The following is a 21,004-nucleotide window of genomic DNA, read 5'->3' as shown; positions in this document are numbered from 1 at the left end:
AGGTCGGCTACACCGCTCCGGGCCTCGACGGACAGGCTGCCGTGATCGTCGAGGCGCACGCCGTGTCGGGGGTCGGCGCGGACACCATCGGCTACGTCGAGGCGCACGGAACCGGCACCAGCCTGGGTGACCCCATCGAGGTGGCCGCGCTGACGAGGGCGTTCCGCGCCGGCACCGGGCGGACCGGGTTCTGCGCGCTCGGCTCGGTGAAGACCAACATCGGGCACCTGGACGCGGCCGCCGGGGTGACGGGGCTGATCAAGGCCGTGCTCGCCGTCCGGGACGGGATCATCCCCGCCAGCCTGAACTATCGCACGCCCAACCCGCGGATCGACTTCGCCGCCACCCCGTTCCACGTCGCCGGCACCACGCGCCCGTGGCAGCCGGGAGACCTGCCTCGGCGGGCCGGCGTCAGCTCCTTCGGGATCGGCGGCACCAACGCCCATGTGGTGCTCGAACAGCCGCCGCCGCCACCGCGTGCGGGACGTCCCCGGCCGGTCCAGCCGCTGGTGCTGTCCGCGCGCACGCGGGAGGCACTGGCCGACTCCGCCCGGAACCTCGCCGGGCACCTGCGCCGCGAGCCGGACGCGGACCTGGCCGACGTGGCGGCCACCCTTGCCGGCCGGCGGCCGTTCCCGCATCGGCGGGTGGTCGTGTGCCGGGACGTGACCGCCGCGATCGACGCCCTGGACCGGCCGGGCACGGCCGGGCCGCCGGCGTCCCCGGACCGTGCGGTGGTGTTCCTGTTCCCCGGCCAGGGCGCCGCCTACCCCGGGATGGCGGAGGAGCTGGCCGCCGAGGACGCCACGTTCCGCCGGCACCTCGACGAGTGCGCCGGACCGCTCGCCGGCCTGGGCGTCGACCTGGCGGAGGCCCTGCGGTGCCCGCCGGGTACCGCGACCGCCACCCGCCTCGGCCAGCCCGCCCTGTTCGCGGTCGAGTACGCTCTGGCCCGCACGCTCCAGGACTGGGGCCTGACCCCGGCCGCGATGCTCGGGCACAGCCTGGGTGAGTACACGGCCGCGACCCTGGCCGGGGTCTTCTCGTTGCCGGACGCGCTGCGCCTGGTGACAGCGCGCGGGCGGTTGCAGGCCGAGCTGCCGCCGGGCCGGATGCTCGTCGTGCCACTGCCCGGGGAACGTCTCCGTCCCCTGCTCTCCGGCGGGCTGTCCGTGGCCGCGGTGAACGCGCCGGATCAGTGTGTCGTCGCGGGCGAGCCGGCCGCCGTGACGGAGCTGGCGCGGACGTTGCGCGGCCGGGGGGTGCCCACCCGGATACTCGCCACCGCGCACGCCTTCCACTCCCCGGCCGTGGAACCGGTGCTGGCCCGGTTCCGCGCGGTTCTGTCCGAGATCAGGCTCAGCCCGCCGGTCCTGCGTTACGCGTCGAACCTGACGGGGGACTGGGCGCGCCCCGAGGAGGTGTGCGAACCGGACTACTGGCTGGCCCACATGCGCCGGCCGGTCCGGTTCGGCGACGGGCTCGCCCGCTGTCTCGCCCTGGGGCCGGTCGCGACGGTCGAGGTCGGGCCGTCCGCCGGACTTACCGGCCTGGTCCGCCGGCATCCGCCGGTGGACGGCACCCGCCACACCGTGCGCTGCCTTCCGCGACCGTCCGCCGGACAGGAGCCGTCCGAGGTGGGCAGCGTGGTGGCGGCCGTGGCGGACCTGTGGGCCGTGGGGTGCCCGGTGCGGTGGGACGTCTTCCACCGCGCACAGGAGCCACGCCGGGTGAGCGTTCCGGCGTACCCGTTCCAGCGTCGGCGGCACTGGGTCGAGCCACCCGCCGCGCCCACCGGCCGCCCCGGTTTCGCCGAGCTGTCCGCGGCGCTGCGGACGGCCCTGTCCCAACCGGAACCGGACGGGACGCGTGGGGTGGACGACCACCCCGGGCTCCGGGCCGACCTGGAACTGCTGTGTGTCGTTCTCGCGGACCGCTACCTCCGGTCAGCCGGGGTGCCGGGACGTCCGGGTGACCGGTGTTCGGTGCCGGAGTTGCGCGATCGGCTGGGTCTGCTGCCCGCGTTCACCCGGTTCCTGGACTTCCTGCTCGCGGTCGCGGCATCCGGCGGCGTGCTCCGCAGGATCGGTGACGAGGTGGTGTTCCCGGACCGGGTGGAACCGCCCGCCGTGCCGGAGCTGGTCTCCCGTGTCACCCGTGAGCACCCGGGTTTCGCCGGCCTGGTCGAGCTGCTCGTGCACTGCGCCGAGGCCTACCCGGGTGCTCTTTCCACCCCTGGTGCGGCGCTCGGCGTGCTCTACCCGGGCGGGAGCGGCGAGCTGCTGCGCCGGACGCTGGGCGAGCGCACCGTGGAACACCGCGCCGTGACCAGGATGACGGTGCTCCTCGGGGACCTTCTGGACCGGCTGGCGGAGAACGGGACGGTCCGTGTGCTGGAGGTCGGCGCGGGCGAGGGCAACCTCACCCGGCATCTGGTGACCCGTGCCGGTGGCCGGCTCCGCTACCACGCCACCGACGTCTCCCGGCTGTTCTCGGATCGGCTCGCCGCGGAGGCGGCCCGCCGTGGGTTCGGCTCCGTCACCACCGGGGTCCTCGACATCGGGGCGGACCCGGCCGCGCAGGGCTTCGCCGGCCGTGAGTACGACCTGGTGTGTGCCCTGGACGTCGTCCACGCCACGCAGGACGTCCGGGCCGGCCTGCGGAACCTGCGTTCCCTGCTGGCGCCGGGCGGCCTGCTCGCGTTCGTCGAGACCGTCGGCGGCGACCCCTGGCTCTCGATGATCTGGGGTCTGTCGGACGGATGGTGGAGTCACCGCGACGGTCTCCGCGGGCCCGGTCCGCTGCTGGACGCGCCCCGATGGCGGGAGGTCGTCGCCGGGTGCGGCTTCGCCGCCACCGAGGTGTTCACGGCCCGGACCGGCCCGCGGGACGCGGCGCTCATCCTCGCCCAGGCACCCGCCGTCACCGTCTCCGACGTCCCGGCGGCCGTTCCCGCCGGCCCCGGCCGGCCGGCGAAGCGCCCGGACATCGCGGAGTGGGGTTACCGCCCAGGATGGCGGCACGCGCCACCGGCGGCCCCGGACCCGGCGGCCGTCACCGGAAGCTGCCTCGTGTTCTCCTCGGGGCCGCTCGGTCACGCCGTCGAACGCCGGCTGGCCGCGCTTGGCGTAGACGTGGTCCGGGTCGACGCCGGGGGCCCGGACTCGTTCGACCCCGAACGTCCCGAGCACTACCGGTCCCTGGTCGAGCGGCTCTCCGCGCGAGGCCGTGCCCCCCGGCTCGCGGTGCACCTGTGGGCGTTGGAGGACGCGCTCGCCCGGGGATGTGCGGCGACCCCCGAGAACATGCCGGCCGCCCAGCGGCGGGGCCTGCACAGCCTGCTGCACCTGGCCCGCGCGCTCGGCGCCCAGGACGACCGGGAACGGGTCCGGCTCGTCGCCGTCACCGGGGGCTGTCAGGACGTGCTCGGCGACGACCTGACCCATCCCGAGCACGCCACCGTGCTCGCGGCCGTGAAGGTCGTCCCCCGGGAGTATCCGCGGATCGCCTGCGCCGCGGTGGACGTCGACCCCCGGCAGGTGGACACCCATCCGGACCGGCTGGCGGAACAGGTGGTCGGCGAGCTCCTCGCCGCGCGGGAGTCCACCGTGGCCGCCTATCGCGGCCGGCGCCGCTTCCAGCCCGACCACACCCCGTGCCCGTTGCGGCCGGAGGGAGTCGGCGCGGGACCTCGGCCGGGCGGGGTGTACCTCGTCTGCGGGGGGCTCGGGGGGATCGGGCTCAGCCTGGCGGAGGACCTCGGCGCGCTCCCGGCGAAGGTGGTCCTCACCCGGCGGCGGCCGTTCCCGGCGCGTGAGGACTGGCCGGAATACCTCGCCGGCCACTCGCCCGAGGACCCGACAGGCGTTCTCATCAAGCGGTTGCAGGGGATCGCCGCGGCCGGCGGTGAGGTTCTCCTGCTGCCGGCCGACCTCACCGACCCGGCCGCGCTCCGCGCCGCGGTCGCCGAGGCGGAGCGGCGCTTCGGCCCGCTTACCGGCGTGGTGCACGCCGCCGGCGTGCCCGACACGGAGGGCGTGATCCAGCGCCGGGCGACCGAGGACACCGACGCGGCCATGGCGGCCAAGGTGTACGGCACGGCCGTGCTCGACGAGGTGCTCGGGGACCGCGAACTCGACTTCTTCGTGCTGTGCTCGTCGATCGGCACCGTGCTGTACAAGCTGAAGTTCGGTGAGGTGGGCTACGTCGCCGGAAACGAGTACCTCAACGCGTTCGCGGCTTACCGGGCGGCCCGCCGGCCGGGCGTCACTGTCGCGATCGCCTGGACGGACTGGCTGGAGTCCGGGATGTGGGCCGCCGCGCAGGAACGCCTCGCCGGCCGCTACGACGTGGGCCGCGGCGCCGGCCCCGAGGGGAACGGCACCGCCGTGCTGCCGGCCGACGACCTGCTCGGCGGTCTCACCCCCGCGGAGGGCGCCGAGGTGTTCCGGCGCGTGCTGCGCAACGACGTCGCCCCCCAGGTGGTGGTCTCCACCCGGGACCTTGACGCCCTGCTGGCCCGGCACGCCGCGTACACCACGGGGGACCACCTGGCCGTGGTGAGCCGGCTGAGCGCGGCCGGCGGACGCTCCCGCACGGGGCTGAGCACCCGCTACACGGCTCCCGGAACCGACCTGGAGCACGCGCTCGCCACCTGGTACGCCGAGCTCCTCGGATACGACCGGGTGGGCCGTGACGACGACTTCTTCGAACTGGGCGGTGACTCGCTGCTGGCGCTCCGGCTGTTGTCGATGGTGCGTTCCGGACACGGCGTCGAGGTGTCGGTGGCGCAGCTCTTCGACGCGCCGACCGTCGCCGGCCTGGCCGCGCTCGTGGGGCGGCCGGCCGGCGGCGCCGACCGGCGGGAGGTGGTGCTGTGAACGTCGATGCGTTTCTCGCGGACCTGCGTGACCGCCGGGTCCTGGTGACCGTCGCCGGTGAGCAGCTGCGGTGCAGCGCGCCGGACGGCGTCCTCACCGACGAGCTGCTCGCCGTGCTCAGGAGCCACAAGGCCGAGATCGTGGCCCACCTGCGCCGGCTGGCCGCCATCTCCCGGCATGAGGGGACGCCGCCGCTCTCCTACGCCCAGGAGCGGTTCTGGCTGCTGCACCAGTTCCACCCCGGCGACACCGCCTACAACATCCCCCTGGAGATCCGGCTGTGCGGCCCGCTCGACCCGGCGGCGTTGCGACAGGCGATCGGCCAGGTGACGCGCCGCCATGACGTGCTGCGGACCCGGTACGTGATCCGCCGAGGCCGTCCGGAACCCGTTGTCTCCCCCTTCGCCACGCCCGATCTGCCCCTGGTCGACCTCACCGGGTTACCGGACGCGGCCCGGGACACGGCACGGCGCGAGCTCGCGTCCGCCGAGGCCCGGCGCCCCTTCGATCTCGCCTCCGGGCCGGTGCTGCGCGCATGGCTGCTGCGGGAGCGCCGGGACGAGCACACGCTTCTGCTGACGCGGCACCACATCGCCAGCGACGGCTGGTCGCTCGGCGTTCTCCTCACCGAGCTGAGCACGCTGTACGGAACACACGCCGGGGGCCTGCCCTGCCCGTTGCCGGAGCCCCGGGTCCGTTATGGGGACTTCGCCGCCTGGCAGCGCGCCGGGGGCGACGCGAACGACCTCACCCGGTGGCGGCGGCTGGTGGGCGCGCCACCCACCCTGGACCTTCTGACGGACGCCGATCCCGAAGCGCCGCGGGTGCCCGCCGAGGTGGTGCGCGCGACCCTGGAGGCCGCACTGGTCACCGGGGTGCGAGCGTGGGCGGCCCGCGAGCGCGTGACACCGTTCTCGGTGCTCCTGACCGCCTACGGGCTGGTGCTGTCCAGCCTCTCGGGCCAGCATGACCTGGTGGTCGGCAGCCCGGTCGCCGGTCGCACCCGGCCCGAACTGGACCGGCTGATCGGCTGCTTCGTCACCATGCTCCCGCTCCGGCTCGACCTTTCCGGCCCGTGCACCATGAGTGAGCTGGTGCGGCGGGCCCACGGCGTGGTGCAGGACGGGCTCGCCGGCCAGGATCTGCCCTTCGAACGGCTCGTGGAGATGCTGCGCCCGGAGCGCAGCCTGACCGAGAACCCGTTGTTCCAGACCGCCTTCGCCTTCCAGAACATCCCCGCCGGCGAGACACGGCTGGCGGGTATCGCGGCGTCCGTCGAGCCGCCCCCCACCGTCGCACCGAAGTTCCCGCTCACCCTCACGGCCACCGAACGGGCCGGTGGGATCGACCTGGAGCTGGAGTTCGACCCTCTCCGCCTGGTGCCCGGCCTCGCCGGGGAGATCCTGCGCCGGATGCGGGAGGTACTCCTGGCGGGGCCGGCGGATCCGAGGGCGACGACGTTGGAACTCCAGCGACGCCTCCCCGTCGGCGGCGAGGCCGGCCCCGGGGCGATCGTCGAGGAGAGCACCCTCCCCCGGCTCGTCGCGGAGGTCACCGCCACCACGCCGGACGCGGTGGCGGTGACCCACGCCGGACACCATCTCACCTACCGCGCCCTCCAGGAGCGGGCGGACCGGGTGGCCGCGGTGCTGCGCTCCCACGGGGTGGGCCCGGACACGCCGGTCGGCCTGTGCGTCGATCCCACCGTCGATCTCGTGGTGGGCGCGCTGGGCATCCTCCGCGCGGGCGGGGCCTACCTCCCGCTGGACCCGGCGGACCCGCCGGAGCGGATGCGCGCGGTGGCCGAGCCCGCCGGTCTGCGTCTTGTCGTGACGCGCAGCGACGTGACCGTCCCGCCCGTCGAGCGGGTCGACCTGGACCGGCTGGACGGGACGGCGCGCCCCGGCGGGGCCCCACCCGTCCCGGCCAACCTCGCCTACGTCATCCCCACGTCGGGGTCAACGGGCAGGCCCAAGGGGGTCGCGGTCAGCCACGGCAACGTCACCGGCCTGCTGGCCGCCTGCCGGCGAGCCCTGCCCGCCACCCGGGAGCCGCAGGTGTGGGCGTTGGCCCACTCCGCCGCCTTCGACTTCTCCGTATGGGAGATGTGGGGCGCGCTCACCTCGGGCGGCCGGCTGGTGATCGTGTCCCCGGACGTTCTGCGCGACCCGGACGAGCTGTGGGAGTCGCTGCGCGCCGAGCGGGTCACCGTGCTCGCCCAGACCCCGAGCGCCTGCCGGCACCTCCTGCCCGCGGCCCTCGCCGCCGGCCCGCGCCGTGCCGCGCTCGCGCTGGTGGTGCTGGGCGGCGAATCCTGCGAGGCCGCCACGCTCGCGCCCTGGTTCGGCGCCATGGGGGACGACGGACCCGAGCTGGTGAACATGTACGGGATCACCGAGACCACCGTGCACGTGACCGTACGGCCGCTGCGGGCCTCCGACGTCGACGGCCGCGCGCGCAGTCCGATCGGCGGGCCACTCCCCGGACAGCGGGTGACGGCCGTCGACCAGAACGGCGACCGCGTCCCCGCCGGTGGTCAAGGCGAGCTGTTCGTCGGCGGGGTCGGGGTCGCACGCGGCTACCTCCGCCGGCCGGGGTTGACCGCGGATCGGTTCCGGCCCGATCCGAGCCGCCCCGGCGCCCGCCGCTACCGGTCCGGCGACCTGGCCCGGGTGTTACCCGGCGGCGACCTGGACTACCTGGGACGGCTGGACAAACAGGTCAAACTGCGCGGCTACCGTATCGAGCCCGGCGAGGTGGAGGCGGCCGCGCTGGCCCACCCGGAGGTGCGGGACTGCGTCGTCGTGCTGCGGAACGACCACGGCCGGTCGTACCTGGCTGCCTACCTCGTCCGCGCCGACGGCGTACGGGACCGGCACCCGGCCGCCGCGGACGCGCGTTCCCGGCTGCGCGCGTTCTTCGCCGACCGGCTTCCACGGCACATGGTCCCGTCCGCCCTGGTGTTCCTCGACCGGATCCCGTTGACGCGTAACGGAAAGCTCGACGAGGACGCGCTGCCGGAGCCGGTCGCGAGTCACCGCCCGGCGAGCAGGCGGCCCCGCACCCCCACGGAACGGCGGATCGCCCGGATCCTGGCCGACACGCTCGGGCTCGGCTCCGGGGAGAACGTCGGCGCGCACGACAACTTCTTCGACCTGGGCGGTGACTCGCTGCTGCTCATCCGGTTCCACGCGCGCGTGGTCGAGGCGTTCGACGTCGACCTGACCGTGCGCCGGGTCTACCAGGCCCTCGACGTCGCCACTCTCGCCGGCACCGTGGACGCCTTCCGGGCCCGCGCCGAGGAGGACGCCATCCGTGACGCGCTGCGCGAGGTGGAGGCCATGACGGAGACGACGTTCGCGGAAGGGGACCAGTGTCACCGGCCCGAGTGAGCCCCGCGCGCACCATCGTGGACGTGGCCCGGCACCACGCCGAGACCACGCCGGACCGGCCCGCCTACGTGTTCCTCCCGGACGGCGAGACCGAGTCCGGGCGGTTCGACTTCGCACGCGCCGACCTCCGGGCCCGCGCGATCGCCGCCGCCCTGACGGAGCGCGGGCTGGCCGGCGAACGCGTCCTGATCGCCTACCCGTCGGGTGCCGCCTACGTCCAGGCGATCCTCGGCTGCCTGTACGCGGGGACGGTCGCGGTCCCGTGCGACGCCCCCGAGCGCGCGGCCGGCGTGGAACGGCTGACGGCCGTCGCCGAGGACGCCGACCCCGCCCTCACCCTGGCCGCCGCCGGCGGGCCCCTGACGGGCCGGACGGCGCTGCTCGACGTCGACGAGGTGCCCGATGAGGCAGCCGAGCGCTGGAGCGCACCCGCGCTCAGCCCCGGCACCCCGGCCTTCCTGCAGTACACCTCGGGCTCCACCCGTACCCCGCGCGGCGTCGTGGTCAGCCACGCCAACCTCCTGAGCAACGAGAAGGCCATCGAACGGGCCTGCGGGCACAGCCGCGACTCCACGTTCGTGGGATGGCTTCCGCTCTTCCACGACATGGGCCTGGTGGCCAACGTGCTGCAGCCGCTGTTCCTCGGCTCCCGGTCGGTGCTCATGCCGCCGGCCGCCTTCCTGCGCCACCCGATCCGCTGGCTGCGCGCGATCAGCCGGTACCGCGCGCACACCAGCGGAGGGCCGAACTTCGGCTATGAGCTGTGTGTGGAACGCGTCCGCCCCGAGGATCGTGCCGGCCTTGACCTCTCCTCGTGGCTCGTGGCCTACAACGGCGCGGAACCGGTGCGGGCGGCCACCATGCGGCGGTTCACCCGGGTCTTCGCGGAGCACGGTTTCGCGTCCACCTCCCATTTTCCCTGCTACGGCCTGGCCGAGGCCACCCTCCTGGTGGCCGCCACCCCGAAGGGCGAGCCGCCGGCCGTGCTGACCGCCGACCGGCCGGAGCTGCGGCGGGGACGGGTGCGACCGGCGGCGGAGTCCGCGCCGGGTACGGAACTGGTGAGCTGCGGGCAGGTCGCGCTGGACACCAGGGTCCGCATCGTCGATCCGGAGACCGCGCGGCCGGTGGCCGACGGTCACGTGGGGGAGGTGTGGGTCGGCGGCCCCGGGGTGTCGGGCGGCTACTGGCGCGACCCGGACGGGTCCGCCGCGGTGATGCGCGCGCGGCTCGCCGGCGAGGGCCCCTATCTGCGGACCGGGGACCTCGGATGCCTGCTGGACGGCCGGCTCTACCTCACCGGCCGGCGCAAGGACCTGCTCGTGGTCCGAGGGCAGAACCACTACCCGCACGACCTGGAGTGGACCGCCGAGCAGGCCCACCCGGCGCTCCGGCCGAGCTGTGGAGCCGCCTTCGCCGTCGACGACGGCGACCGGGAACGGCTGGTGCTCTGCTACGAGCTGCGCGGACCGGCACCGGATCTCACCGCCGTGGCCGAGGCGGTGCGCCGGGAGATCTGCCGGCGCCACGGGCTTGAGCCGCATGAGCTTGTCTTCGTGGAACGCGGCGGGATCCCCAAGACCACGAGTGGGAAGGTGCGCCGGCAAAAGTGCCGCCAGTCCTATGTGGACGGACAACTGCCGGTCACCGGGACGGTGACGCTCACCGGCGGGGCGGGCCGCTCCGCCACGGCCGCGCTGCCTTCACCGGCGGTCCTGGCGGAGCTGGAGCCTCAGGGCCGCGTGTCGGCCCTGGCGGCCGCGCTGCGCGACGCCGTGGCCGCCCGCATCGGGGTCACAGGCGAGCGGCCACCTCCGCTCGACGGGCCGCTCTCCGCGCTCGGCGCGGACTCCCTGACGCTGATGGAGCTGGGCCACCGCGTCGAGGCGCGCTACGGCGTCACCCTTGGCCCCGCCGTCCTGCTGGGGGACACCGGCGTCCGCGAGGTGGCGCGGCGGATCCTTTCGGCCGCGCAGGGCGCTGCGGGGCGCGCCGAGCCGACGCGGCCGGCGGCCGGGCCGGAGTGGCTTCCGCTCACCGGCGGCCAGCGCGCGTTGTGGTTCGAACAGCAGCTGGCACCGGAATCCGCCGCCTACCACCTCGCCCGGGCCATGCGGATCGAGGGGCGGCTGGACGCCGGCGCGCTCGTCCGCGCCTTCGACCGCCTCGTCCACCGGCATCCGGCGCTGCGGACGCGGTTCGCGCTCCGAGACGGCGAGCCCCTCTGCCGGGCCGATCCCGAGGGGCGGCGCCTGGTCGTCACCGACGCTCCAGCGATCGGGGACGCGGAGCAGGCCGACCACCTCACCGCGCTGGCCGACCAGCCGTTCGACCTCCTGGCCGGGCCACCGGTGCGCGCCGTGCTGCTGCGCCACGACGCCGAACGGCACGTCCTGCTCCTGGTGGTGCACCATCTCCTCGCCGACTTCTGGTCGTTCGTCGTCGTGATGCGCGAGCTGGCCGCGTTGTATGGCGAGGAGACGACCGGGGTCGCCGCCTGTCTCCCGCCGCCGGGCGCCGAGCACGCCGATCTCGTCCGCGCCGAGCGGCGGCTCGCGGGCACACCCGGGGAAGACCGGATGATCCGGTTCTGGCGGGACAGCCTCGACGGCGTCCCGGCCGCGCTCGATCTTCCGGCGGACCGGCCGAGACCGGCGCATCGCACCTTCGACGGCGCCACCCACACGTTCCGCCTGCCCGCTGCGCTGACCGGTGGGCTGCGAGAGCTCGCCCGCGCCGAACGATGCACGCTCTTCACCGTCCTGCTGACCGGCTACCAGCTCCTGCTGCACCGTTACAGCGCCCAGCGAGACCTCGTGGTGGGCACACCACTGGCCCGCCGGGACCGGGCGGACCTGGCCAACCTGGTCGGCTACCTGGTGAACCCGCTGCCGATCCGGTCCCGGCTCGACGACGCCGAACCGTTCCGGGCCCTGCTGCACAGGACCCGCCGGCGGGTGCTCGACGCCATCGGCCACGGGGAGATCCCCTTCGACCGGTTGATCGGCGAGCTGGTCCCGGCCCGCCTCGCCGACCGCCCTCCCCTGGTGCAGAGCCTCTTCGTGATGCACCGCGAATACGGGCCCGCCGACGACGGCCTCCGCGCGCTCGCGCTCGGCGTGCCCGGGCGCCTGGCGTTCGGGGACCTGTCCCTGGGGGCGGCGCCGATCCGGCGGCGCTGGTCGCAGCTGGACCTCACGCTGTCCATGGCGGAGGTCGGTGACGAGCTGGCCGGCGTCTGGGAGTACCGCACCGGCCTGTTCACGGAGGCGGCCGTCACCGCGATGACCGGCCACTTCGCCCGGCTGCTGGAGACGGCCGTCGCCGACCCCGGCCGTCCGGCCGGTGACATCGACCTGCTGACCCCGAAGGAGCGGCGTCACGTCCGCCGGGCGGCGGCGGGACCGCGCCGGCCGCGTCCGGCCCGGGCCTCCCTGCACCGTCTCGTGGCACAGGTCGCGCGTGATCGTCCCGACGCGGTCGCGGTGATCGCCGACAACGCGGACGGAGGGACGAGCCTGCTCAGTTACGGCGCCCTGCAGCGTGCCGCGACCCGGATCGCCGCCCGGCTGGCGGGCCGGGGCGCGGGCCCCGCGGATCCGGTGGCCCTGCTGCTGGAACGGGGCGCCGCTCTTCCGCTCGGTTATCTCGCGGTGCTGAACGCGGGCGCCGCGGTCCTTCCGCTCAACCCGGACGACCCCGACCGGCGCCTGGCCGCCGTGCTCGCGGACAGCGGCGCCCGGACCGTGCTCACGCAGCGTCCGCTGCTCGACCGCGCGGGCCGGCTCGGCGTGACCGCGCTGGCCGTCGAGGACCTGCTGTCGGCCCCCGGCCGCACTCGCGACGTTCACCCGGAGCAGGCCGCCTATCTCCTCTACACCTCCGGCTCGACGGGGACCCCGAAGGGTGTCCTGGTGCCGCAGCGCGGCATCGTCAACCGGATTCTGTGGATGCAGGAGGAATACCGGCTCACGCCGGGGGAACGGGTCCTGCACAAGACGCCGGTCACCTTCGACGTGTCACTGTGGGAACTGTTCTGGCCCCTGGCGGCCGGTGGCTGCCTGGTGATCGCGCGCCCCGGGGGGCACCGTGACCCCGCGTACCTCCACACGCTCATCGCACGTCACCAGGTGTCCACCGCGCACTTCGTGCCGTCGATGCTGGCGCCGTTCCTCGCCGAGCGGTCGCGCGGTCGCGCGTTGCCGTCCCTCCGCCGGGTGGTGTGCAGCGGTGAGGTGCTCCCTCCCGAACTGTGCAGACGGTTCGCCGCACTGTTCGACGCCGAGCTGCACAACCTCTACGGGCCGACGGAGGCGTCCGTGGACGTGACCGCGTGGCACTGCGCCGCGACGGAATCCGGGACCGTGCCCATCGGCCGCCCCATCGCGAACACGACCTGCGTGGTGCTCGGCGAACGCGGGCGGGTGCTGCCGAGCCGGCTCGTGGGCGAGCTCCACGCCGGTGGGTCCGGCCTGGCCCTCGGCTACCTGAACCGGCCCGGGCCGACCGCCGCGCATTTCGTGCCGGACCCGGAGGGAACGGGGGACCGGCTCTACCGCACCGGGGACCTGGCCCGCCGCCGTCCGGACGGGGTGCTGGAGTATCGGGGCCGCCGGGACGACCAGGTAAAGATCGCCGGGAACCGGGTCGAACCGGGCGAGGTGGCGGAGGCGCTGCGCCGCCAGCCCGAGGTCGCCGACGCCGCGGTGGTGGCCCGGGACCAGCGCCTCCACGGCTACGTCGTGACGGACCGGCCGGTGTCGGCGGAGGCGCTGCGCGACAGGCTCCGGGAACTGCTGCCCGGCTTCATGGTCCCCGCCGGCATCGTTCTTCTCGACCGGCTCCCGCTGACCGGCAGCGGCAAGCTCGACACACGCGCCCTGCCCGTACCGCCCGCCGAGCATGCGGGCGACCCCGAACCACCCCGCGGCGATACGGAGCACCGCCTGGCCGCGATCTGGCGGGAGCACCTCGGACTGCCCGCGGCCGGCGTCACCGACGACTACTTCACCCTGGGCGGTGACTCCATCCGCGCCATCCGCGTGGTCACCGCGGCCCGGGACGCGGGACTGGAACTGACCGTCACCGACCTGCTCCGGCATCGGACCATCCGCGATCTCGCCCGCCACTTGGACCAGGGCCCCGGCCCCCGGCCGGGCGCGGCGGACACACGGGACGTGGTTCAGCCGTTCGAGCTCTGCCCGGCGGCCGCCGGGCGGGCCGGGATCGAGGACGCCTACCCGATCTCGACGGCCCAGCGGGCGCTGCTGTTCCACCAGGAGAACACCCCGTCGTATGAGGTCTACGTCACCAGCCTCACCGTGCACGGGGCACTGGACGGAGAGCGGCTCGCCGAGGCCGTCGCCGGAGTGATGCGCCGCCACGCCTACCTGCGCTCGTTCTTCGACCTGACCGGCTACGACGAGCCGATGCAGCTCGTACGGGCCGACGTCCCCACGCCGCTGCGGATCGTCGACCTCCGCGAGATGCCGGACGACCGGCGGCGGGAGGTGTTCCAACGCTGGCTCCACACCGAGCGCGGACGCCGTTTCGACGTCGGCCTCGGGCCGCTGGTGCGGTTCACCGCCCACGACGCCGGTGAGGGGTTCCGGCTTACGGTCGGCAGCTTCGGGCTCGACGGCTGGTGCGTGGCGATCGTGCTCACCGAGCTGCTGCAGCGCTACCGAGCCCCCGGCGGCGCCCGGGGGGACGGCGGGGCGCCGCACGTCGGATACGCCGACTTCGTGGCGCTGGAACGCCGGGCGATGGCCTCCGACGAGCACCGGAGGTTCTGGACGGCCGAACTGGCCGGGGCGGACAGGTGCGCCCTGCCACGCTGGCCGGGCTTTCCCCGCGAGCGCACCGAGGACGGCCGTCAGGGCCGGCGTGTCGTGGAGGTGGACACCGGCGTGCACGCCGGGCTCACCGAGCTGGCCGCGTCGCTGGGGGTCGGGCTGAAGCACGTCCTGCTCGGTGTCCACCTGCGCGTGGTGCGGACGCTGACCGGGCGGGCGGACACCGTCACGGGCCTGGAATGCCACGGCCGGCCGGAGCGGCGGGACGGAGACCGTGCCGTCGGGGTGTTCAACAACATCGTTCCGCTGCGGGCGAGCCTGGACGGCCTGCCCAGCTGGGCGGCGCTGGCCCGCGCGGCACACGCCGCCGAGGTCCGCCTCTCGCCGTTCCGCCGCTACCCGCTCGCCCGGCTCCACCGCGAGCACGGCGCCGGCCGGCTCTTCGACACCCTGTTCGTGTTCACCCACTTCCACCTCTACCAGGAGCTGGCCGGGCTGGAGGTGTCCGACCTCCAGGCTCCCGACCAGACCTACATGCCGCTCACCGCGCACTTCAACCTGGACGCCTGGACCGGCCGGTTGCGCCTGCTGCTGGACTTCGATCCGGCGGAACTGGCCGAGGAACAGGTCGAGCTCGCCGCCGGCTGCTACTCGCGCGCGCTGGCGGCGTGCGCGGCCGACCCGCACCGCCGCCCCGCCGCGACGCCGTCGCCCGCCCTCACCGGCCACGCCGACGGCGGTCCCGGCCACGACCGGCCCGAGACCGTCTCCGACCTCGTTCACCAGGTGGTCCGCCGCATGCCGGATCACCTGGCGGTGGCCGAGGGCGACCGGCAGCTGAGCTACGCGGGACTGTGGAGTCGCTCCGGGGCGCTGGCGGCCGTACTTCAGGCCGCCCGGGCCGGACCGGAGCCGGTGGTCGGGTTGCTCGCGCCGCGCCGGCTCGACACCGTCGTGGCGTTGCTGGCGATCCTGCGGGCCGGTGCCGCCTACCTGCCGCTGGACCCCGGCCTCCCGCCGCTCCGGCTGCGCCGGCTGCTCGTCGAGTCCGGCGCGTCCGTACTGGTGCTGCCGCCCGCCGCCGCCGAGCCGGAGTGGGCGCACGGGCTCACCGTCGTCCGCGCCGACGCGAGCGCGGGGACACGACCGCGCAGGGTCGCCGCGCACCGGGACTCTCTGGCCTGCGTCATGCCGACCTCGGGGTCCACGGGTGCGCCGAAGCTGGTCGGGGTGCCGCACCGTGGGCTGGTCAACTACCTGCGCTGGTCCGTGGACCACTACGGGATCACCGCGCAGACCCTGGCGCCGGTGGCCTCCTCACCCGCCTTCGACCTCACGGTGACCGCGTTGATCTCCCCGCTCGCGGGCGGAGGCGCCGTGGACCTGCTGCCCGCCGAGGAGCCCACGGCCCTCGGCGACGCCCTCGTGCGGGGGCGCCACACCCTGGTGAAGCTCACTCCGGCCCACCTGGCCGCCGTGGCCGAGCAACTCGCCCCCTACGGTGGCCGGTCCGGCCTCCGGACGGTGGTCGTCGGTGGCGAGCAACTGCACGCGAGCCATGTCCGCGCGCTGCGGGCGGTCGCCCCGGACGCGGACGTGGTGAACGAGTACGGTCCGACGGAAACCGTCGTGGGTTGCTGCGCGCACACCGTCACCACCGTCCCGGGAGAAGGGCCGATCCCCATCGGCCGCGCGATCGCGGGCGCCGCCGTCCGAGTGGTCGACGACGGCGCGGAGGCGCCGCCCGGGGTCCTCGGTGAGCTGTACGTGAGCGGATTCGGGGTCACGCGCGGCTACCTGGGCCGTCCGGCCGACACCGCCGCCGCGTTCCGGCCGGACCCGCACACGCACGGCGGGCGGCGGTATCGGACCGGAGACCGTGCGCGCCGTCTCCCCGGCGGCGACCTGATGTTCGCCGGCCGTGCGGACCGCCAGGTGAAGATCCGCGGACATCGGGCCGAGCTCGGCGAGGTGGAGCACGCGCTCGCCGGGCATCCGGCCGTGCGCCAGGCCGTGGCGGAGGCGCACCCCCTGCCGGGCGGGCGGCTCCGGCTGATCGTCTACTGGGTGGCCGCGGGCGGGCAGGCCGCCACCGCGGCCGACCTCACCGCGTGGCTGGCCCGCAGGCTGCCCGGCCACCTCGTCCCGGACGCGCTGGTGCGGCTGCCCGGCCTGCCCCTGACGGCCGGCGGCAAGGTCGACCGCGCCCGGCTGCCGGACGGCGCGACCCGGCTGGCCGTGGTCCTGGACCGGGTCGAGGATCTGTCCGATGCCGAGGTGGCGCGGCTGCTGGAGCGTGCTCGCTCCGCCGCCGGCCCGCCCATGACCGAGGGAGGCCCCCGTGGCTGACGAGCGAGCCGAGGACCGCGTCGGCCGGCTTTCCGCCGCCCGCCGGGAGCTGTTGTCGTTGTGGCTGGCGGAGGAGTGGCCGGACACCCCCGCGAGCGTGCCGTACGCCGCGCCGGACACGGCGGAGGAGCACGTGCTCACGCGGCTGTGGCAGGACGTGCTGGAAGTCGGGCGGGTAGGCGTCGACGACGACTACTTCGCGCTCGGCGGGGACTCCATCCACGCGATCGTGATCGTGGCGCGGGCGCGGGAGGCCGGGCTGCACCTCTCGGCCCAGGACCTGTTCGAGCAGCGGACGGTCCGTGCGATCGCCCGGCTGGCCGTGCCCGTCGAGGAGACGTCCCGGCGCGCCGGCGAGGTGGCCGACGAGGTGGCCGACGAGTCGGAGCTTCCGCTGGGGCCGATGCAGCAGGGAATGCTCTACCACTCCGTCGGCGGCAGCTCGCCGGGGGCCTACGTGGTCCAGGTGACCTGCCGGCTGGCCGGCGAGCTCGACCGGGACGCGTTCCGCGCGGCGTGGCAGGAGGTGGTGACGGCCACCCCCGCGCTGCGGACCTGCTTCCGGTTCGCTCAGGGTGACCGGCCACGGCAGGTCGTCCGGCGGGCCGCGGTGGTGCCGGTCGAGTTCGCCGACTGGAGGTCCGTACCGGCGGAGGAGCGGGCGGCCCGGCTGGCACGCCACCTGGAGGCCGACCGCGTCCGGGGGTTCACGCTCTCCGAGGCGCCGCTGCTCCGGCTCGCGGTGTTCCAGGAGACCGGCGACAGCCACCGGTGCGTGTGGACGCACCACCATCTGGTGCTCGACGGCTGGTCGCAGCAGCTCGTGCTGCGCGACGTACTCGACTGCTACCACGCGCTGCTCCGCGGCGAGCGGCCGGACGTGCCGGTAAGGCCGTCGTTCCCCGGCTACCTGGAGTGGATCTCCGGCCGGGATTCGGCCGCCGACGAGAGGTACTGGCGGCGGCGGCTCACCGGTCTCGGCGCCCCCACCCGGATCGCCGGTCCCGGCCGCGTCGACGGCCGGGTGGTCGCGGCGCGCCGCCGGGAGACGACGCTGCGGATACCCGCCTCGACCACGGAACGGCTGGGCGCGTTCTGCCGGGAGCGGGGGCTCACACCGGGAACGGTGCTCATCGGCGGCTGGGGACTGCTGCTGGCCGCCCACCACGCCGTCGAGGATGTGGTGTTCGGTGTCACCGTGTCCGGACGGCCGGCGGAACTGCCCGGCGCGACTCAGATGGTCGGCCTGTTCATCAACACCCTGCCGCTGCGCCTGCGCTGCCCCGGAGGCGCCCGGCTGCTGGGATGGCTGGGGGAGACCCAGCACGCCGTGACCGAGCTCCGGGAGCACCAGCACCTCCCGCTGAGCCATATCGAGCGCGGTGCCGGTCGTGGGCGGGCCGGCGGCCTTTTCGACAGCATCGTCGTGGTCGAGAACTTCCCGGCCCGGATCGGCGACGGCTACGGCTCGCCACAGCTGAGCATCGCCGAACCGGCGGTCCTCATCGACGAGGGCTACCCCCTGGTCCTGGAGATCACGCCGGGACCGTCTGTGCTGCTCAGGGCCCGCCACGACCCGGACCGGCTGGACCACGTCCGGGTGCGGGCGGCCCTGGCGGCGATCGAGACCTATGCCGAGGCCCTGCCGACCGGCCCGGAGGACACGCTCACCGTGGTGCTGGAACGGATGGCCGAACGGTCGTGGCGGCACGTCGACGAGGGGCGCAGGGCCGGCCGGGAACGCGGGGAACGGCGGCTGCGCGCCACGCGGCGGAAACGGGCGACCCCGCTGGAGACCGAGGCGCCGCCGGGAGGAGATCGGTGATGCGGACCGTGGTCACCGGGGCCGGCGGGTTCATCGGCTCCCACCTGGTGCGCCTGCTCAGGCGCCGGGGATGTCACGTGCGCGGGGTGGACGTGCGCCCCCCCGAGTTCGCCGAGTCCCAGGCCGACGAGTTCGTGCTGTCGGACCTGCGCGATCCGGCCGCCGCCGAATCCGCGGTCTCCCGCGCCGACCTGGTGTTCGCCCTGGCGGCGAACATGGGCGGTATCGGGTGGACGCACGCCGCGCCCGCCGAGATCCTGCGGGACAACCTGCTGATCTCCACGAACACGGTGGAGGCGTGCCGGCGCGCCGGGGTGGGGACGACGGTGTACACGTCCTCGGCGTGCGTGTATCCCGGTTATCTGCAGCGGAGTCCGGACGACCCGCCCTTGCGGGAGGACCGGGTGTTCCCGGCTGAACCCGACATGGAGTACGGCTGGGAGAAGCTGACCACGGAGATCCTCTGCGCCAGCTACCGCAAGGCCTACGGAATGGACATCAAGGTCGCCCGCCTGCACGCGATCTACGGGCCGTGGGGGGGTTACGAGGGGCTCCGCGCCAAGTCGCTGGCCATGCTCTGCGGCAAAGTCGCCCGCATTCCGGGCAAGGTCGGCGAAATCGAAGTGTGGGGAGACGGCACGCAGAGCCGCTCCTACTGTTACGTCGACGACTGCGCCGAGGGGCTCTGGCGGCTCGCCCGGTCCGACGCGGACACTCCGCTCAACCTCGGCTCGGAGGAACGGGTCACCATCGGCGAACTTGTGGACCGCATCGCCGCGGTGGCGGGCAAAACCGTGATCCCGCGTTACGCGGCGGACAGGCCGGTCGGCCCACGCGGCCGGAGCTCGGACAACACGTTGTGCCGGCGGACGCTGGGCTGGGCGCCGGGCACGCTCCTGGACGAGGGCCTGCGCCGCACCTACGCGTGGATCGAGCAGCGGGCGGCCGCGCACGTTCCGGAGACCGGCCTCCCGAGGAGCGCCGATGGCTGATCGACGGCTGGTGAGTGCGGCGGGGGACCTGGCGAGGCTGCTTCTCGGCCACGTCTCCCGCTACCGGAACGGTGAGCTCCAGGACGTGGCCACCAGGGCGTTGCGGGACGACACCGAGGACCGCGGCTGGGTGGTCCGCGCGGTCAACACGAGCCTGCGGGTCCGGCAGCGGCTCGACTACACGCTGCGGCTGGAGCCGCGCCGGGTGCTCTCCAGCCTCCGATACCCCTTCCGCAGCCACGCGATCAGCGGTGAGCCACCGCGATCACTCTCCCTGCTCTGCCCCACCCGCGGCCGGGTGCGGAACGTGCGGGACTTCCTCAACAGCGTGCGGCGCACCGCGGTCGCCCCCGGACGGATCGAGGCGCTGTTCTACGTGGACACCGACGACCCCGACCTCAAGGAGTACCGGGACCTCTTCGGACGCGCGCGGTGGCTGTTCGGGGAGATCGGCTCCTGCGAGCTGCACGTGGGAGAGCCGATCGGCGTACCGGCGGCGTGGAACCGGCTGGCGGAGGCGGCGACCGGCGACCTGCTGCTGATGGCCAACGACGACCAGCTCTACGTCGACCACGGCTGGGACGTGGCCGTGGACTCCCGGGTGGGCGAGCTGACGCGGCTTTACCCCGACGGCGTGCTGTGCCTGTACTTCGACGCCGGACAATACCCCGAGGGCGGCTGTGACTTCCCCATCCTGAGCCGCACGTGGTACGAGACGGTCGGCTACTTCACGCCGACGATCTTCCAGCAGTGGGAGGTCGAGCGGTGGTTGTTCGACATCGCCGACCGGCTGGGCCGGCTCTACCCGGTCCCCGGCGTCCTGGTCGAACACCGCCACTACCAAGACTACAAGGCACCGTTCGACGCCACCTACCAGCGGCACCGGACGACACGGGAGAAGTCCTTCGCCGACCACGCCCTGTTCCTGCGGACCCGGAAACTGCGTGACGCCGAGGTCCGCAAACTGCGGGCCGTCATCGACCGCGGCGCCACCCGGCCATCGGGGCCGAAGGCGGGCCCCGGGTTACCCGCCGGCGTGCGGCCGGCGGTCCGGCGGCACTACGCGGAACTCATCGACGACCTGCACGCCGCCGGACTGGCCGAGCAGGCCCTCGCCTCCGCCGAACTGGCGGTACGGCAGGGCGTCTGGGCGCACCCGTTGCAGCGTCCGGTCGACTACCGGCCCGACCTGCCGCTGCGCGAGGAGTACGACCCCGCGGCCTTCTGGTTCGGCGCCTACCTCACCGAGAACCACACCAAACTCCTGGCGGAGCTGGACCGGTTCCTGGACGCCGACCGGCTCCAGGCCGACGCCGCGCCGAGCCGCGACTGGGACCGGCTCCGGCTCTTCACCGACGGCGGGTGGACCCCGGAGGCGGACCACTCGTTCCCGGTCACCGTCAGCGTGCTGTCGGCGATCCCGGAGGCCACGCTCCCACCGCACAGCACGGTGGAGCTCGGCCTGCTCCGGTCGCGCACCAGGGTTCCGGCGCGGTGCGGCCGGAGCAACGCGGTCCTGCGCGTCGAGTTCGGCCTCCTGATCGGAGAGGGGGCTGGAGCCCGGCTCGGGAACAGAAGGGTCGCCTGGCCGCGGGGAGGCTGCCTGGTCTTCGATGACGGCCTGGAACGCGAGGCGTGGAACGACGGCGTGCCGCCGCATGTCGTGCTCTCCTTCCACATCCCGCATCCGGATCTCGACCCCGCGGTACGACCGCCGGACGGAGCGTCCACTTCGGACAGCGGTCCGGCACTGCCAGGGCGGGGGGCGTAG

General features: G+C 74.5%; 6 protein-coding genes (1 of these 6 running past the window's edge). All 6 read left to right on the top strand.

From position 1 onward, the window contains the following. Tightly spaced (each overlapping or abutting the next), the 6 genes in view from ABZ194_RS07270 to ABZ194_RS07245 form a layout consistent with a single transcriptional unit that may run on beyond the window. Window positions 1-4,880, top strand: partial view of an SDR family oxidoreductase gene (locus tag ABZ194_RS07270; RefSeq protein ID WP_355593330.1) — the 3' portion only. It extends 838 nt beyond the left edge of the window; 4,880 of the gene's 5,718 nt are visible here — the last part of the coding sequence; its start codon lies beyond the left edge, outside the window; it ends in the stop codon at window positions 4,878-4,880. Beyond that, window positions 4,877-8,272, top strand: coding sequence for an amino acid adenylation domain-containing protein (locus tag ABZ194_RS07265; protein WP_355593328.1), 3,396 nt, complete (start codon window positions 4,877-4,879; stop codon window positions 8,270-8,272). The genes ABZ194_RS07270 and ABZ194_RS07265 overlap by 4 nt, the downstream gene beginning before the upstream one ends. Continuing rightward, a complete protein-coding gene (locus ABZ194_RS07260) occupies window positions 8,269-16,416 on the top strand; it encodes an amino acid adenylation domain-containing protein (protein ID WP_355593326.1) in 8,148 nt (2,715 codons plus the stop codon). Before ABZ194_RS07265 ends, ABZ194_RS07260 begins: the two co-directional genes overlap by 4 nt. After that, window positions 16,409-18,241 (top strand): condensation domain-containing protein, encoded by a 1,833-nt coding sequence (locus ABZ194_RS07255; RefSeq protein ID WP_355593324.1) that lies wholly within the window; start codon window positions 16,409-16,411, stop codon window positions 18,239-18,241. The genes ABZ194_RS07260 and ABZ194_RS07255 overlap by 8 nt, the downstream gene beginning before the upstream one ends. After that, window positions 18,241-19,233, top strand: coding sequence for an NAD-dependent epimerase/dehydratase family protein (locus ABZ194_RS07250; protein ID WP_355593322.1), 993 nt, complete (start codon window positions 18,241-18,243; stop codon window positions 19,231-19,233). Before ABZ194_RS07255 ends, ABZ194_RS07250 begins: the two co-directional genes overlap by 1 nt. Beyond that, window positions 19,226-21,004, top strand: a complete 1,779-nt coding sequence (locus tag ABZ194_RS07245) for an aspartyl/asparaginyl beta-hydroxylase domain-containing protein (RefSeq protein ID WP_355593320.1) — start codon at window positions 19,226-19,228, stop codon at window positions 21,002-21,004. Before ABZ194_RS07250 ends, ABZ194_RS07245 begins: the two co-directional genes overlap by 8 nt.

This window comes from Streptosporangium sp. NPDC006007, from assembly GCF_040614315.1.
In the GTDB taxonomy this organism is placed as follows: domain Bacteria; phylum Actinomycetota; class Actinomycetes; order Streptosporangiales; family Streptosporangiaceae; genus Streptosporangium.
The sequence above is the reverse complement of the archived record's forward strand: the minus strand, read 5'-3'. Positions and strand labels throughout refer to the sequence as shown.